Source organism: Flocculibacter collagenilyticus, from assembly GCF_016469335.1.
GTDB lineage: Bacteria > Pseudomonadota > Gammaproteobacteria > Enterobacterales > Alteromonadaceae > Flocculibacter > Flocculibacter collagenilyticus.
Genome location: NZ_CP059888.1, coordinates 1,939,895 through 1,956,174, shown reverse-complemented (window position 1 = coordinate 1,956,174; position 16,280 = coordinate 1,939,895). Strand labels below are relative to the sequence as shown.

Genomic DNA, 16,280 nt, shown 5'->3' with positions numbered 1-16,280 from the left:
ATTAATATTGGCTAACAGTCTGATATTAACTAACAGCGTAACCTGTTAAGTGATAGCCCATTAACATAAACCCCGCGCTCATCAGCAATGTATTAGTGGTGGCAGAAAACTGCTTAAAGCTATGATGTTTTCGCCAAAAACTAATGAAAATTAAGATAAGTGCTAAGGCACTTAGTTGACCTATTTCAACCCCTACATTAAAGGCGATAAGGTTGGTTAGCAGCCCGTTTGAAGATAAGCCAAACTCTTGAATTTTAGTTGCAAGACCAAACCCGTGAAATAAGCCAAAAATAAGTACAGCTGCTTTTGGATTGGGTGAAAAGCCAATAGTGCGCTTAAAGCCACCAAGGTTGTCAAACCCTTTATATACAATTGATAATCCGATGATTGCATCAATTAAGTAAGCGTTTATTTGAATGTCATTTAGCACGCCATATAGTAGCGTTATGCTATGACCAATCGTAAACATGCTCACATAAAGAATAATTTCTCTACTTTTGTACAGGAAGAATATTACGCCTGCTATAAACAATAAATGATCATAACCTGTGATCATGTGTTTAGCGCCAATATATACAAAAGGCATGAATTGTACGCCCTGACTTTGTAGCAAAAAATGCCGTGTAGTTTCGTCTACGCCATGCGCAATTGCCTCAATAGATACCAAAGCAAACAAAAAGAAAATAAGTGGCAGTATAAAAAGGGGAATATACTTATTATTCAAACAGAAACTCAAGCTAATTAGTAAGTTATAACCACACGGTATCATGATGTTGGGTAATGCGGAATATCTTTTAGACAGGTTATTTAATAGCCAATATTAAAATGCGTGATTAAAGTAAACATAAAGCAGTGATTTTGACATGTTAGTGCTATGAGGCAAATGTGTAAGAAGAAGCTATTATTATAGTTTTTATAAGATCAAGGTATTGAACATGAAAATTGTCGCGTTTGCTGCTAGTAACCACACCAAATCTATCAATAAAATGTTGGTTAACTATGCGGCTCAATTGTTGAAAAACGCTGAAGTTGAAGTTTTAGATTTAAATGATTATGAATTGCCATTATTTAGCCAAGACAAAGAAGCTGAAATAGGGCATCCACAATTAGCGAAAGATTTTCTCGAAAAAATACGAAATAGTGACGGAATAATTATTTCTTTTGCTGAACATAATGGCTCATATACCGCGGCATACAAAAATTTATTTGATTGGTGCTCTAGAATAGAAACTAAAGTGTTTAATCATAAGCCAATGGTATTGTTCTCAAGTTCGCCAGGCCCAAGAGGGGGAAGTAGCGTACTCGCAAGTGCAGTTGAATCTGCGCCTTATTTTGATGGGGTAGTTAAGGCAAGTTTAGCAATACCTTGTTTTCATGATAATTTTGATGTTAAAAAGCGTGTAATTACGCATGAAGAGCTGAATGAGCAATTCAAAGACGCAGTAAGCCATTTGAATCATTTACGATGAGCTAAATATCAATAAATAAAATTAAGAAATAAGCGGGATATAAACAATAGAAATTGGTACGACCGAGTGGACTCGAACCACCGACCCCTACCATGTCAAGGTAGTGCTCTAACCAGCTGAGCTACGGTCGTACAAATGACAACAAGTTGTTGTCAGCGACGCGTATACTAATGGGGTTGAATTTCATATGCAAGATATTTTTTAAGTGCTTGCTGCGTTTGATTAATATGTAACCTATCGCAAACAACGTTACGTATAGTTATTGCAAGTTTTACGTAAGTTTACCCACCATTTCACATGGGCTTGTATTTCATTTTTTAGCTGACTTTGTAGGCTGTCTGGCTCACTAGTAAAATAATACTTAAGGTACTTTTCAAACTCAGCGTGTTGACTAGTCGACTGTGCTTTATTCACAGGCATAAACAAAGAAATAATCAGATTATCTATATTAAAGTGATAACGCTGTAATTTTGCTAAATATCCTTGTAGCCCTTCAATAAAATATTTTTGATTAATGTTGAACAGCACTTCAGCGTGCTTAAGTGACGCTTTATTAGCACATATACGGTTGTGACTTATTGTTGATAAATACTGATTAAGAGATTGTAACTTCGGTAATAATAGCAGTTCCGCTTTTAACAAGTTTGGCACGCTATTATTTCCGTAAAGTTCAGATAACAATGGCTCTAGTTGTGTTACGGCTGGCATTGAAGATTGCTCAATCTGCGCTCTTATATCTAATAAGTAATTCAGCACCTCAATTGCTTGGGTCAGTCCGGCATTACCTTCTTCTTCAAGTGCGTTTTTGCCCACACTAATTAAATGCCTTAACTCTTTATCATTTATAATAAAGTTATTAAATACGATAGGTAACGCTTGGCGTTTTTCTACAAGAATGGTTTTCAATTCTTCATCATTTTGTAGTTTCTCTTCAGCCAAGCAGATCTCAGCGATATCAATAAACGTGATCTCATACCTAAGTTTATGACTTGGAGGCATGAGTCTGCCTAAACCACTATTACGTTGCCCGATTAACTCTTGAAGTCCGCATCTGGCGTATTTAAAAGTGTTTACTAAGCCCATACTCATTTCCGGTATTGGCCTTTCAAGTAATTTAAATCGAGGCGCTGTAGGGCGATTGACAGACACTGATTCAAGTGAAGGAAGATTATTGCTGTTACTATTTGCTGACAATGCCTTAGTTAATGTTTTTTCTAGGCGCGCTTCATAGGTATCGAATATTGACAGTGGTGTTGGTGTACAACCTGCTAACGGTAAAAAAGCACAAAGTAAAATAAGCACTTTGTTTTTTTTGTTTTGGTATACATGCTTTGTATATATCACTGTGTGCTTTCCAGTTAGCTAGTAAAACTTAAGTTTGTTCAGTGCTAAGCACAAGAAAATTCTGGTCGCTTAAGCGTACTATGTAATTTAAACGCAAACATGATTGCGCCTACGGTAAGACCAACTACTATCCCTATCCAAAAGCCATGCGGTCCCATCGCAGGCACAATAAGATCGGTTTTACCAAGTATATACCCAATGCCAAACCCTATTGGCCAATAAGCAATAAAGGTAATATAAAAAAGTGGTTTGGTTAATTTGAAGCCTTTTAAGATACCAGCCGACACAACCTGAAAAGAATCAGATATTTGATACATCGCTGCAAGAATTAATAATGAATTTGCGATCAGAATAACTTCCGGGTCATTAGTATAAAATTGTGCAATATAGTTACGCGTAACCAATGTAAAGAGTGCCGTAGTAATACCTATCGCACCGGCCACTATCAAACTGGTTTTTACTGAGTCACGCATTTTGTCTATGGCTCCTCCGCCGTATAAATAGCCTATTCGAATAGTCACTGCCATTGAAAAACTAAGCGGAAGCATAAAGACCAGTGCACTAAAATTATTAGCAACTTGGTGGCTAGCAACATACACACTGCCCATAGATGCAATGAATAATGGAATGAATGCAAATAAACACGTTTCAAATAAGATTGAGAACGCAATTGGTAAGCCTAACCGTACAATGGTAACAATTTCAGCTATATCTGGAAGATGAAAACGGCTGAATATTTGAAACTGGTGCAACTTCTTAGATACGCGTATATAAATTAGCATTGAAAAAAGCATGGCCCAATTCACGATAGATGTTGCTAAACCACAGCCAGCACCACCCAAAGCAGGAGCACCCATCTCGCCATAAATAAAAATATAGTTGGCAGGAATGTTTATTACTATCCCAATAAGGCTAATAATAACAGCGGGTTTGGTATAGGAAACACCTTCAGAAAAATTGCGTAAAACAAAAAACAATAATGCTGGTGGCAAACCGATAACAACAAAATCTAAATAAGCAATGGTGAGGCGATATAGCTCTGCTTCTAAATTGAGCATTTGTAGCGGAACTTCTACAAATTGATATCCCACGAAACCGATAACGCATAATAACAACGCAATATAAACACCTTGGAAAACGGTTGAAGGGATATCACGAGATTGTTTAGCACCAAATTGGTGTGAAATAATAGGTGTTAGCGCTAAAAGAATACCTTGCATAGTAAAAAGCGCAGGATTCCATAAACCTTGCGAAACCGATACAGCTGCCATGTCAGTAGCACTAACACGGCCAGACATAACCGTATCAACAAAAAACATCATGACTTGGGTGACTTGGGCCAAGAATATAGGTACGGCAAGCTTAATTAGCTTATCCGCTTCAAATGCTGAAAAACGCAAGTTTTCCCTCGACTTAGTTATTTGGTATAAAGGCGCATTGTATTCTTTTTTAGTACAGCTTAACAAAGTAAAAATTTAAAAGTATAAAGGTGAAACGTGTTTACCGGAATTGTTCAAACTAAAGGCACAGTTATTTCTATAGCTGAAAAAGATAATTTTCTATCAATTGTAATCTCGGTTCCTGCTGAGCATATGCAACATTTAAATCACGGTGCCAGCATAGCGATTAACGGTGTGTGCCTAACCGTTGTAAAATACGAACTACACAATAGCGATGTTGTAGGCCAAGTGTATTTCGACGTAATCGATGAAACGCTAAAATTAACTAACTTATCGCAAATTAAACAAGGCGATAAAGTTAATGTAGAACGTTCTATGACATTTGGCACGGAATTAGGTGGTCATATTGTGTCTGGCCATATACAAACGCAAGCAAAAATTGTGTTGATAAATAAAACTCAATCTAATTGTGAGTTTATACTTGAAGTGCCTCAACAGTGGATGAAATATATCATCCATAAAGGATTTATTGCCATCGATGGCATTAGCCTAACAGTCGGCAAGGTAGAAAATAATCGATTTTCACTTCACCTAATTCCTGAAACATTAAATATAACGACCTTAGGAACTCGTCAAGAAGGTGACTTAGTTAATATTGAAGTTGACCAGCAAACCATGACGATTGTCACCACAATTGAACGGTATATGGCGCAAGCAAGACCTGCACTAGAAGCTTAATTGCTGTTTAATATTCGCACAGTAGCACTGGTAACGCGTTTAAAAATCAGTATAATGCGCCTTCAAATTTTAAGTGTTTAAGTACAGGGTCAACTGATCTTAAGCTTAAACACTATCTTTTAATTGCGCTAAATTTGCGATTTAGTGCTGCAATCTAAGAGAACAATTCATGAAATATGTTGTTGCTGCGTTATACCAATTTGTATCCCTGCCTGATTTTGAAGACATTCGCGAACCGTTATATCAACAAATGATCAGTAACGATGTTAAAGGTACGTTGTTACTCGCTCAAGAAGGGATTAATGGCACGATTAGTGGCCCACGTGAAGGTATTGACGCGGTTTTAAACTGGCTTAAATCAGACGAACGTTTTGCTAATATTTCTCATAAAGAATCGCTAGCAGACACGCAAACGTTTTACCGCACAAAAGTTAAACTGAAAAAAGAAATAGTAACAATGGGCGTTGAAGGAATCGATCCTAACCTTGTTGTTGGTACTTATGTTAAACCTGATGAATGGAACGACTTAATTTCAGATCCTGATGTAATAACGGTAGACACCCGTAACGACTACGAAATTGGCATTGGTACGTTTGAAGGTGCAATTAACCCTGACACCGAATCGTTCCGAGAATTTCCAGCTTGGGTTAAAGAAAACCTAGATCCTAATAAAAACAAAAAAGTCGCCATGTTTTGTACAGGCGGTATTCGTTGTGAAAAATCCACTGCATACTTGAAAGAGCAAGGCTTTGAAGAGGTTTATCACCTAGAGGGTGGTATTTTGAAGTATTTAGAAGAAGTACCAGAAGAAAACTCAAAGTGGGAAGGCGAATGCTTTGTTTTCGATCAACGTGTTGCCGTTAAGCATGGTTTAGAGCAAGGCAGCTACGACCAATGTTATGGTTGCAGAATGCCTATTACTGAAGAAGAAAAACAGTCTGAGAAATACGAAAAAGGCGTTTCGTGCTCGCATTGCTTCGACAAGTTAACTTCTGACCAACTACAACGCTTTAGAGAACGTGAAAAGCAGATTCAATTAGCAAAAACACGCGGTGAAGAGCATATTCATGATGGAAAAGCGTTAAAAGTTGAGTAAATTCAAGACTAATTTAAATTTATTCTAAGAAGTGCGCCTTTAGGCGCATTTTTTATATCTGTTTTTTGGCGAGTAGCCGACAACTCAACTAGAATTTAATTGTGCATACCGCACATGTAGTAGGTATTTACTAATAACTGATGTACACCAAGTTAGCCATCTCGAAATAAATTTATGTTTATGGAAATGTCTGTCGATATTATTATTACGAGATGATTTCGTTGAGGAGAACGAATCATGGTTACCAGTCGAGAGATCCTCTTTAAATCTGCCTTAGATAAACTCGAAATTGAAGAATTGAGCGTGTTAATCACGCCTTTTGCAGCTGTTGCTTTTGGCTTTAAAGGCGATCCGAGTTTAAGGTCTAGCGGAGTTTATAATGAACTCTATAGAGTCATGGAAAGTTATCGTCGCATTATTGATAACCAAGGCAAGCCGTTTAAATGGTTAGCTGCTGATGGCACAGAATATGATACATGCAGAAATTACCTATTCGCGCAATGGGGTGTAGGGTTACCTTATCCAGAAGGTCCATTTGAAGTGTGATTTTGTTTGTAGAGTAAAATTGTGAAATGAAAGAGTAGTAATGTTGCGGCAGTCTCAAATACAGAAAAATTTGACCCGAGTTAACGGGCCAAATTGTTATTTGCTATTCAATGAATATTAGCTAGTTGCTTTTTGTAACGCTAGCATTTCGTCATGGCATTGCTGCATTGAGTTTAATACGTTTGTCAGCGTTTTTTGGCACTCTAGCGGCTGATCTTTTTCCATCGCTGCTTTTATTTCTGCTAATGTTTTATCTTCAACTTCTTCAAGTTGATTGATAATTGTATGTTCTTCATTTGAAGAGAAGGCAGTTAGCATTTTTGTGTAATACTTACGAGCTTCAACCGCGAATGAAGAACCATCTTCACGCTCGCCTTCTTCAATAATTGCAAATGGTTGTAATTGCTCTTTTGCGATGGTTTTTACATTAACCATACGAGAGAAAACACCCGCTAGTGCGCTATCGTCAACTTTCTTTTGTGCCTCTGTGTAAAATTCAATACCACTGTTAAGAACTTGGATAATATCGGTAATATGCTCAACTTGGTTTGACATAGTGTGCTCCTTTCTTAGTGTTAACAATTTTTGTTGTGTACAGTTTAGATAGTGCAGGCTCTAGGCCAAGTTGTTTTAATAGCAGGAAAAAATCTAGAAAAACAAAAAACACCACATGTAAGTTGTTGATATCTAAAAAGTAAAATATTTTACGTATTTCTATAATTATTGTATAGCTGCGTGAATGGTTACCTAAAAAATGCAGCAGCCTTATGTAAAATGCTGAAAGATTAACAAGCGTAGTGTAATTTTTTCACGGATAGCGATAAACAAACTTACGTGTAGGCTAAATTTGGCTTTTTAAATCAATAAGGTATGTAGGTTTGAATTGGTAAAGTAAGAAAATAAAATGAAGTGGGTTTCATTCGACAATTATTTCAATGTCAGAAGTAGGCTGACTACAACACAGTAAAATTTCACCTTTTCTAACAAATGCCAATGGCTCAAGATTATAAACCACTTCTCCAGATACTAATTTACAACGGCATGCACCACAGAATCCTTCGCGGCAGTGATAATTGACTTCAATATTCTCGTTTTCTAACGCTATAAGCAGGTTAGGGTGGTTATCTGTATATTCAACTACAGCATCACCACCATTTAGTTTAATCTTCGGCACTTGAACCTAAATCTATTAAAGGTCAAAGTCACCAAAATCAGCAGCATCAACTTCTGCATCAATTTGGCCAACTAGGTAAGAACTTATTTCAGACTCTTGTGGGGCTACTTGTACATTGTCAGACACCAAGTATTTATTCATCCACGGCAGTGGGTTACTTTTTACCTCAAACGGTGGTGTATAACCAAGCGCACTCATACGGTGGTTTGCAATGTATTCCACATATTGACAAAGAATGTCTTCGTTAAGACCAATCATTGAGCCGTCTTTAAATAAATACTTAGCCCACGCCTTTTCTTGTTCAACTGCTTTCATAAAAATTTGGAAAGCTTGAGGCCCTAGTTCATCAGAAATTTCTTTCATTTCAGGGTCGTCTTCGCCCGACGCCCACAAGTTAAGAATATGCTGAGTAGATGTAAGATGAAGATTTTCATCACGCGCAATTAGCTTAATAATTTTAGAGTTGCCTTCCATCATTTCACGTTCTGCAAACGCAAATGTACAAGCAAAACTCACGTAGAAGCGAATCGCTTCAAGCGCATTGACGGAGTTTACACATAAAAAGAGTAATTCTTTTAGCTTACGCATAGTAACTTTATACTCTTTACCGCCAACGGTATGAGTACCTTCACCTTGTGTCTGCCAAAGCTGTGTATAGAAAATAAGCTCGTCGTAGAACTGAGAAATATCTGAAGCACGCTTTTGAATTTCTTCGTTTAATACAATGTCTTCAAATATTTCACTAGGATCAGTAAATAAGTTACGCAATATATGTGTGTAAGAACGGCTATGAATCGTTTCGCTAAACGCCCAAGTCTCTATCCATGTTTCAAGTTCTGGTGTAGATACAATAGGAAGTAGGGCAATATTAGGACTACGCCCCTGAATTGAATCAAGCAGTGTTTGATACTTTAAATTTGAAATAAAGATATGACGTTCGCTATTCGTCATCTGCTGAAAGTCGATACGATCTTTACTCACATCTACTTCTTCTGGACGCCAAAAGAACGATAATTGCTTTTCGATTAATTTTTCAAAAATAGCATGTTTTTGCTGATCATAACGCGAAACATTAACAGGGTTGCCGAAAAACATCGGCTCTAATAAAGGATTATTATTTGTTGGATTGAACGTAGTAAACTTCATTAATAAATGCCCTAAAGCCTTAAGTAAATAAGGCTGCCATCAGACAGCCTGTTATTCGTTATATTTTACAAGCACCGCCTGCGCAATCATCGTCTTCTTTTTCGACTTTTAATTCTTCTTGCTCATCAGATGCACCGTCACGGGTATTATGATAGTACAAGGTTTTTAAACCCATCTTGTAAGCGGTTAATAAGTCTTTGATTAACAGCTTCATAGGAACTTTGCCTTGATCAAATTTATTTGGATCATAATTAGTATTTGCTGAAATTGCTTGGTCAACAAACTTTTGCATTAACCCAACTAGTTGAATGTATCCATTATTATTTGGAATATCCCACAATAATTCATACGCATCTTTGAGTTTGTCATATTCCGGTACTACTTGTTTGAGTACACCGTCTTTACTAGATTTAACTGAAATATGACCGCGCGGTGGTTCAATACCGTTTGTAGCATTCGAAATTTGTGACGACGTTTCAGATGGCATTAACGCTGAAAGTGTTGAGTTTCTTAAACCGTGCTCAACAATATCTGTACGTAGTGTATTCCAGTCAAGATGAAGTGGCTCATCACAAATTTGGTCTAAATCTTTTTTATACGTATCAATTGGTAGCAAGCCTTTTGCATACGTTGTTTCATGAAATTTAGGGCAAGCACCTACTTCTTTGGCTAAATTATTAGATGCCTTTAATAGGTAATATTGAATCGCTTCAAAGGTTTTATGCGTTAAACCATTTGCACTGCCGTCAGAATATTTAACGCCATTTTTAGCTAAATAGTAGGCATAGTTGATAACACCAATACCTAATGTACGACGTGCCATCGAACCTTGACGAGCCGCTTCCATCGGATAATCTTGATAGTCCAACAAACTATCTAGCGCTCTGACTGCTAAATCAGCTAATTCTTCTAAATCATCAAGCGAGTTAATCGCGCCTAAGTTAAATGCAGAAAGTGTACAAAGTGCAATTTCACCATTTTCATCGTTAATGTTATTCAGCGGTTTAGTAGGTAAGGCAATTTCCAAACATAAGTTAGATTGTTTAACTGGCGCTACTTTAGAATCAAATGGGCTGTGCGTATTACAGTGGTCAACGTTTTGCAAATAAATGCGGCCAGTGCTGGCACGCTCTTGCATAAACAAAGAAAATAGCTCTAATGCTTTAATTCTTTTCTTGCGTATTGAAGAGTCGTTTTCGTATTTCACATACAACGCTTCAAATTTATCTTGGTCTTCAAAGAAGGCATCGTATAAACCTGGCACATCTGAAGGACTAAATAATGTAATGTAATCATCTTTAATCAAGCGCGAATACATCGTTTTATTAAACTGAACGCCGTAATCCATGTGACGCACACGGTTTTCTTCAACACCGCGGTTGTTTTTAAGTACTAATAACGATTCTACTTCTAAATGCCATAGTGGATAAAACAAAGTTGCAGCACCACCGCGCACACCACCTTGCGAACAGCTTTTAACCGCTGTTTGAAAATACTTATAAAACGGAATACAGCCTGTATGAAATGCTTCACCGTTACGAATAGTGCTACCTAATGCACGGATTCTACCTGCGTTAATGCCAATTCCTGCGCGTTGGCTTACGTATTTGACAATGGAGCTTGCTGTGGCATTAATTGAATCTAGGCTATCGTCGCATTCAATAAGTACACATGAACTAAATTGGCGGGTAGGTGTTCTTACGCCTGCCATAATTGGAGTTGGCAACGATATTTTGAACTGAGATGTTGCATCGTAAAAACGACGAATGTAATCCATACGATTAGACCTATCGTATTTAGAGAACAAACATGCCGCAACTAGGATATATAAGAACTGTGCACTTTCAAAAATATCGCCAGTAACACGATTCTGAACAAGGTATTTACCTTCAAGCTGTTTAACGGCTGCATAGCTAAAATTAAGATCGCGGCTGTGATCTAAAAAGCTATCCATTTCATCTAATTCAGCTTTTGAATAATCTGCAAGAATGTGAGAGTCGTAACGGTTTTTCTCTACCATCCCCACAACATGTTGGTATAGCGTTGGCGGCTCAAAACGCCCATACGCTTTTTTTCTTAGGTGGAAAATAGCTAATCTTGCTGCCAAATATTGGTAGTCAGGCGTTTCTTTAGAGATTAAGTCTGCCGCTGCTTTAATAATGGTTTCATGAATGTCTTCACTTTTAATGCCATCGTAAAACTGTATATGTGATTTTATTTCTACTTGAGAAACAGAAACATTACTTAAACCTTCAGCGGCCCAAGTGATAACACGGTGGATTTTATCAAGATCTAACGGTTCCTTATTACCATCACGTTTAGTAACGGACAAACTTTGATTCATGTTACCTGCCTACAATATCAATATGAGGTTTATTGGTTAATTTTTATTGTGTGATTTACGTACAAATTAGATTAAGTAATTGATTAACAACGACCTCAGCTCGCTAATTCCATGCAAGACAAAATTGCATTACTAAATTAGTGATGTGAGGCGTAAATAAAAACAAATATTAATCTTGATTCGTATTATTACCCTATACGTATTTATTATTTTATTAGCGCACAGCGTGTTGAAGAATTATGGATAGGTTAAAAACCTACCGATAATTGAATATACACTACATATAGGGGTAACTCGGTACGGAATCACAAGATAGAGTGGAAATTGGATTTTTTCAAGTTGCCTTGCTTGATGAAAAATAACCATGTTAGTAGCTACTAACCCATCAAATCAAGCGGACTTTTCTCAGGCGAAAATAGCAAGACCAATTAAAAAAAAACAAACTTTTTTTATGAAAAAAAAAGCTCGAATTTCATGAAAAAATTCAAGCCTTTTTTTTGACTAATTCTGTACTTTATGACCTAAAAAAAGTTGTAACGTAAGTCATCTTAAGATAGGTGAAAATCATTGCACAATAGTTGTAAGCTGAGAAATATCGCTCAATATATAATCTGCAGGCCAGCTATGTACTTCATCTTCACTAACATAGCCCCATAATGCTGCGCATGTATCCATGTTAGCGGCCTTACCGGCTTGCATGTCACGTAATGCGTCACCTACATATAAAGTAGCGTCAGTATTCATACTTAACTGCTGCGTTGCATGTAAAATGGGATCGGGATGAGGTTTTGCAACAGGTAACGTGTCTCCGCAAACCACAACGTTGGCTTTTTGTAAAAAGCTAATTTTTTCAATTAATAATTCTGTCAGATATGCTGGTTTATTAGTCACAATCCCCCAGCTAATATTATTAGCTTCTAAAAATTGAATGCATTGTTCGACGCCGTCATACAACCTTGAATGCGTCGCAATATTCGCTTCATATTCTGCTAGGAAAGTTTGTTTTAAAACATTGAAGTCATATTCTGCCAATTTATCGCCAAAACCTAACTTTAGTAGTCCTGCAGAACCGTTAGAAGCCTCAAGTCTATATTGTTTTGCTGGAACAGCGTTAAAACCATGTTTCGCTAGTACTATATTTAATGCACCACCTAAGTCATCAGCTGTGTCTAGTAATGTGCCGTCTAAATCGAATAACACACATTCATAAGATTTTGTGGTTTGGGTTATGTTGTTGCTTTTGGTCGTCATTATATTAGCTTCTCGCAATGCAAAATGTAGTTAACATCAACATCATTGCCTAATGAGTAAGTTTGATTCAACGGATTATAACTTAAGCCGGTGATCCCTTTGACTTTGAGTCCTGCTTGTTCTGCCCAGTTGATGAGTACTGACGGTTTAATAAACTTCTTATGGTCATGCGTGCCGTCTGGTACAAGCTTTAATACTTTTTCTGCACCGACAATTGCAAATAAATAAGATTTTAAGGTTTTATTTAATGTTGAAAAAAACACCTTTCCACCGGGTTTTACTAAACTTGCACACGACTGAATAATTTGTTCAGGGTAGGGGACGTGCTCAAGCATTTCCATACAGGTCACAACATCAAATTGCTCTGGATGCTCAATAGCAAATTCTTCAGCGGTTGTTTTTTCATAAGACACTTTAACATTAGCTTCTAATCCATGCAGGCGAGCAACCTGTAATGGCTCTTCACCCATATCGATGCCTGTAACATTAGCGCCAAGTTTAGCCATGCTTTCAGCTAAAATTCCGCCTCCACAGCCAACATCCAATATTGTTTTATCAAATAGGCCATTACAGTTGTCAGCGATAAAGTCTAACCTTAACGGGTTAATTTCATGTAGGGGCTTAAACTCACCGTCTAAATCCCACCAACGCGACGCGATACTTTCAAATTTTGCAATTTCGGTTAAATCTACATTTGGGTGGGTAAGTTTTTCTATTTGAGTCATGACATATACTGTAAAAATTAGAATTTTAGCTATCTTACTTTTTTTAGTGAATTAACTCATTAAAATTTTATATTTGCGCTTAAATTTCTAGCGCCTATAAAAGACTAGATCAGTAGTTATATTGTGTTAGAATTGCTGTCTTATTTAAAATAATAATTATCTTCTTATTAAGTGATGAGACTCCTTTTCATCGCTTGTATAGTAGTAAAATTGAGTATCAGGGAATATTCTTTATATGACAGATTTGGCAAAAGAAATTCTTCCGATCAACATTGAAGATGAGTTAAAAAACTCGTATCTAGATTATGCAATGAGCGTAATCGTTGGTCGTGCCTTACCAGACGTTAGAGATGGCTTAAAACCTGTCCATCGCCGCGTTCTATTTGCAATGAACGAATTAAGCAACGACTGGAACAAACCTTACAAAAAATCTGCACGTATTGTTGGTGACGTAATCGGTAAATATCACCCTCATGGTGATAGCGCAGTTTACGACACCATTGTTCGTATGGCTCAACCTTTCTCTCTTCGTTACATGTTAGTTGATGGTCAAGGTAACTTTGGTTCTGTTGATGGCGATGCCGCGGCAGCAATGCGTTATACCGAAATCAGAATGGCTAAAATTGCGCACGAACTATTAGCAGATTTAGGTAAAGAAACTGTCGACTTTGTTCCTAACTATGACGGAACTGAAAATATTCCTGCAGTGTTACCTACTAAGGTGCCAGCGTTATTAGTGAATGGCTCTTCTGGTATTGCTGTTGGTATGGCAACAAACATCCCACCTCATAATTTAAATGAAGTGATTAATGGCTGCCTTGCGTTAATTCAAAATCAAGACATCACAATTGATGAGTTGATGGAATATATTCCAGGTCCAGACTTCCCAACTGCTGCTATTATCAATGGTAAAAAAGGCATTGAAGACGCATATAAAACGGGTCGTGGTAAAGTTTATATGCGCGCCAGCGCTGAAATAGAAGTTAACGAAAAAACTAACCGCGAAACTATTGTTGTTAGTGAAATACCATATCAAGTTAACAAAGCGCGTCTAATCGAAAAAATTGCAGAATTAGTTAAAGATAAAAAGATTGAAGGCATCAGTGCATTACGTGATGAGTCTGATAAAGACGGAATGCGTATTGTTATTGAAGTGAAGCGCGGCGAAGTTGGCGAAGTTATTCTTAACAACTTATATGCGCAAACACAAATGCAAACTGTATTCGGCATGAACTTAGTTGCCTTAGCAGATGGCCAGCCTAAGCTATTCAATCTAAAAGAAATGCTTGAAGCATTTGTTACTCACCGCCGCGAAGTTGTTACACGTAGAACTGTATATGACCTAAGAAAAGCCCGCGACAGAGCACATATCTTAGAAGGTTTAGCGATCGCACTTGCTAATATCGATCCTATTATTGAGCTTATTAAAACATCACCAACACCGGCTGAAGCAAAAATTGCATTAACAGCTAAAGGTTGGGACTTAGGTGCTGTTCAAGCAATGATTGAGCGTGCGGGTGAAGATAATCCTTCACGTCCTGAGTGGTTAGAGCCAGAATTCGGTATTCGTGACGGGTTATATTTCTTAACTGAACAGCAAGCACAAGCCATTTTAGACTTACGTTTACATAAACTTACTGGTCTTGAACACGAAAAAATTATTGGCGAATACAAAGAGCTATTAGATTTAATTGCTGAGTTATTACACATTCTTGCTAGTCCAGACCGTTTAATGGAAGTTATTCGTGACGAACTAGTTGAAGTGAAAACAGTATATGGTGATGAGCGAAGAACAGATATTCAAGCTGCTTCACACGACATTAGTCTTGAAGACTTAATTTCTGAAGAAGATGTTGTCGTAACACTATCACATGAAGGTTACTGTAAGTACCAGCCATTATCTGACTATGAAGCTCAGCGTCGTGGTGGTAAAGGTAAGTCAGCAACTAAGATGAAAGACGAAGATTTCATCGAAAAACTATTGGTAGCTAATACGCATGACACCATCTTATGTTTCTCTAATGCTGGTAAATTATATTGGTTAAAAGTTTACCAATTACCGCTGGCAACGCGTACGGCAAGAGGCAAGCCTATCGTTAATTTATTGCCTTTAGATGAAGGCGAGAAAATTACCACGATTCTTCCTGTTAGAGAGTACGAAGAAAATAAATACATCTTAATGGCAACTGCGCAAGGTACCGTTAAGAAAACACCACTAACTGCATACTCTCGCCCAAGAGCGAACGGTATTATAGCTGTTAACCTTCGTGATGATGATCAACTTATTGGTGCAGATATCACAAATGGTGAAAACGACATCATGCTATTCTCTGCTTTTGGTAAAGTTGTTCGTTTTAACGAAAAAGTAAGAGATTCTGAAACAGGTGAAGTTAAAATCGACCCTGAAACAGGTGAAGAGATGCTTGCTCTGCGTCCAATGGGAAGAACAGCCGCAGGTGTAAGAGGTATTAAACTTAAAGAAGGTGATACGGTTAAGTCACTTATCATTCCAAATGATGAAGGACAAATTCTTACGGTAACTGAAAATGGTTACGGTAAGCGTACACCACTAGAAGAATACCCAGCCAAGAGCCGTGCAACTCAAGGCGTTGTTTCAATAAAAGTATCTGAAAGAAATGGTAACGTTGTAGGTGCTATTCAGGTTACAGATAATGATGAAATGATGTTAATTAGTGACCAAGGTACATTAGTACGTACACGTGTTCATGAAGTGTCAGTAGTAGGCAGAAACACACAAGGTGTGATTCTAATTCGAACTGCTGAAAACGAACATGTAGTTGGCTTACAAAGAATCGATGAGATGCAATGTTCTGATGAACAAATTGATGAAGATGATGAAAACGCAACTGAAGTAGGTAGCGAAGAAACATCAGCTCAGCAACAGCATCCAGAAAATGGACCTGAAGACGCTAATAACGTCGATGGTTCAAACGAAGAGTAGTTTATAAACTATTAAGAAAACGAGCGGCTTATCCCGCTCGTTTTTTGTTTTAATCAACCTAATTTTGAATATGCACGATAATTCA

Annotated in this window: 14 protein-coding genes and 1 tRNA gene; 5 read left to right on the top strand and 10 right to left on the bottom strand. The window is 37.4% G+C overall.

Annotated features, from left to right (window positions below):
* Positions 1 to 25: 25 nt before the first annotated feature.
* Positions 26 to 709 carry a HupE/UreJ family protein gene (locus HUU81_RS08685; RefSeq protein WP_407644849.1) on the bottom strand — a complete coding sequence of 228 codons (684 nt, stop codon included), beginning with the start codon at positions 707 to 709 and terminating at the stop codon, positions 26 to 28.
* Between the two features lie 226 nt (positions 710 to 935).
* On the opposite strand from HUU81_RS08685, the gene HUU81_RS08680 reads away from it, so the two are divergent.
* Positions 936 to 1,469, top strand: coding sequence for an NADPH-dependent FMN reductase (locus HUU81_RS08680; RefSeq protein WP_199611890.1), 534 nt, complete (start codon positions 936 to 938; stop codon positions 1,467 to 1,469).
* Between the two features lie 54 nt (positions 1,470 to 1,523).
* Here HUU81_RS08680 and HUU81_RS08675 read toward each other — a convergent pair.
* From HUU81_RS08675 to HUU81_RS08665, 3 genes are all read right to left on the bottom strand, one after another.
* Positions 1,524 to 1,600 (bottom strand) — tRNA-Val (locus HUU81_RS08675).
* A 118-nt stretch (positions 1,601 to 1,718) separates the two neighbouring features.
* Positions 1,719 to 2,813 (bottom strand): DUF3080 family protein, encoded by a 1,095-nt coding sequence (locus tag HUU81_RS08670; protein ID WP_199611888.1) that lies wholly within the window; start codon positions 2,811 to 2,813, stop codon positions 1,719 to 1,721.
* Positions 2,814 to 2,857: 44 nt separating this feature from the next.
* Positions 2,858 to 4,213 carry an MATE family efflux transporter gene (locus HUU81_RS08665; protein ID WP_199611886.1) on the bottom strand — a complete coding sequence of 452 codons (1,356 nt, stop codon included), beginning with the start codon at positions 4,211 to 4,213 and terminating at the stop codon, positions 2,858 to 2,860.
* Between the two features lie 96 nt (positions 4,214 to 4,309).
* Here HUU81_RS08665 and HUU81_RS08660 point away from each other — a divergent pair, with 96 nt between their 5' ends.
* The 3 genes from HUU81_RS08660 (at position 4,310) to HUU81_RS08650 (ending at position 6,593) form a co-directional block, all read left to right on the top strand.
* Entirely contained in the window at positions 4,310 to 4,951 is a 642-nt protein-coding gene (locus HUU81_RS08660; protein ID WP_199611884.1) for a riboflavin synthase subunit alpha, read from the top strand.
* Between the two features lie 169 nt (positions 4,952 to 5,120).
* Positions 5,121 to 6,047 carry an oxygen-dependent tRNA uridine(34) hydroxylase TrhO gene (trhO, locus tag HUU81_RS08655; protein WP_199611882.1) on the top strand — a complete coding sequence of 309 codons (927 nt, stop codon included), beginning with the start codon at positions 5,121 to 5,123 and terminating at the stop codon, positions 6,045 to 6,047.
* Between the two features lie 237 nt (positions 6,048 to 6,284).
* Complete coding sequence (locus HUU81_RS08650; RefSeq protein ID WP_199611880.1) at positions 6,285 to 6,593, top strand: hypothetical protein; 309 nt, start codon at positions 6,285 to 6,287, stop codon at positions 6,591 to 6,593.
* 117 nt (positions 6,594 to 6,710) lie between these two features.
* On the opposite strand, the gene HUU81_RS08645 is transcribed toward HUU81_RS08650, so the two are convergent.
* From HUU81_RS08645 to ubiG, 6 genes are all read right to left on the bottom strand, one after another.
* Positions 6,711 to 7,148 (bottom strand): ferritin-like domain-containing protein, encoded by a 438-nt coding sequence (locus HUU81_RS08645; protein ID WP_199611878.1) that lies wholly within the window; start codon positions 7,146 to 7,148, stop codon positions 6,711 to 6,713.
* 361 nt (positions 7,149 to 7,509) lie between these two features.
* A complete protein-coding gene (gene yfaE, locus HUU81_RS08640; protein ID WP_199611876.1) occupies positions 7,510 to 7,767 on the bottom strand; it encodes a class I ribonucleotide reductase maintenance protein YfaE in 258 nt (85 codons plus the stop codon).
* Between the two features lie 15 nt (positions 7,768 to 7,782).
* A complete protein-coding gene (gene nrdB, locus HUU81_RS08635) occupies positions 7,783 to 8,913 on the bottom strand; it encodes a class Ia ribonucleoside-diphosphate reductase subunit beta (protein WP_199611874.1) in 1,131 nt (376 codons plus the stop codon).
* 58 nt (positions 8,914 to 8,971) lie between these two features.
* Entirely contained in the window at positions 8,972 to 11,257 is a 2,286-nt protein-coding gene (gene nrdA, locus HUU81_RS08630) for a class 1a ribonucleoside-diphosphate reductase subunit alpha (RefSeq protein WP_199611869.1), read from the bottom strand.
* A gap of 564 nt (positions 11,258 to 11,821) precedes the next feature.
* Positions 11,822 to 12,508, bottom strand: a complete 687-nt coding sequence (locus HUU81_RS08625; protein ID WP_199611867.1) for an HAD family hydrolase — start codon at positions 12,506 to 12,508, stop codon at positions 11,822 to 11,824.
* Positions 12,508 to 13,233 carry a bifunctional 2-polyprenyl-6-hydroxyphenol methylase/3-demethylubiquinol 3-O-methyltransferase UbiG gene (gene ubiG / locus HUU81_RS08620; protein WP_199611865.1) on the bottom strand — a complete coding sequence of 242 codons (726 nt, stop codon included), beginning with the start codon at positions 13,231 to 13,233 and terminating at the stop codon, positions 12,508 to 12,510. Before ubiG ends, HUU81_RS08625 begins: the two co-directional genes overlap by 1 nt.
* A 235-nt stretch (positions 13,234 to 13,468) precedes the next feature.
* Here ubiG and gyrA point away from each other — a divergent pair, with 235 nt between their 5' ends.
* Complete coding sequence (gene gyrA, locus HUU81_RS08615; protein WP_199611863.1) at positions 13,469 to 16,195, top strand: DNA topoisomerase (ATP-hydrolyzing) subunit A; 2,727 nt, start codon at positions 13,469 to 13,471, stop codon at positions 16,193 to 16,195.
* The last annotated feature ends 85 nt before the right edge of the window (positions 16,196 to 16,280 follow it).

Coding starts and splice junctions, on each gene's coding strand:
- HUU81_RS08625 (WP_199611867.1), bottom strand. CDS start 12,508: ATGACGACCAAAAGCAACAACATAACCCAAACCACAAAATCTTATGAA.
- gyrA (WP_199611863.1), top strand. CDS start 13,469: ATGACAGATTTGGCAAAAGAAATTCTTCCGATCAACATTGAAGATGAG.
- HUU81_RS08650 (WP_199611880.1), top strand. CDS start 6,285: ATGGTTACCAGTCGAGAGATCCTCTTTAAATCTGCCTTAGATAAACTC.
- ubiG (WP_199611865.1), bottom strand. CDS start 13,233: ATGACTCAAATAGAAAAACTTACCCACCCAAATGTAGATTTAACCGAA.
- trhO (WP_199611882.1), top strand. CDS start 5,121: ATGAAATATGTTGTTGCTGCGTTATACCAATTTGTATCCCTGCCTGAT.
- nrdB (WP_199611874.1), bottom strand. CDS start 8,913: ATGAAGTTTACTACGTTCAATCCAACAAATAATAATCCTTTATTAGAG.
- nrdA (WP_199611869.1), bottom strand. CDS start 11,257: ATGAATCAAAGTTTGTCCGTTACTAAACGTGATGGTAATAAGGAACCG.
- HUU81_RS08645 (WP_199611878.1), bottom strand. CDS start 7,148: ATGTCAAACCAAGTTGAGCATATTACCGATATTATCCAAGTTCTTAAC.
- HUU81_RS08680 (WP_199611890.1), top strand. CDS start 936: ATGAAAATTGTCGCGTTTGCTGCTAGTAACCACACCAAATCTATCAAT.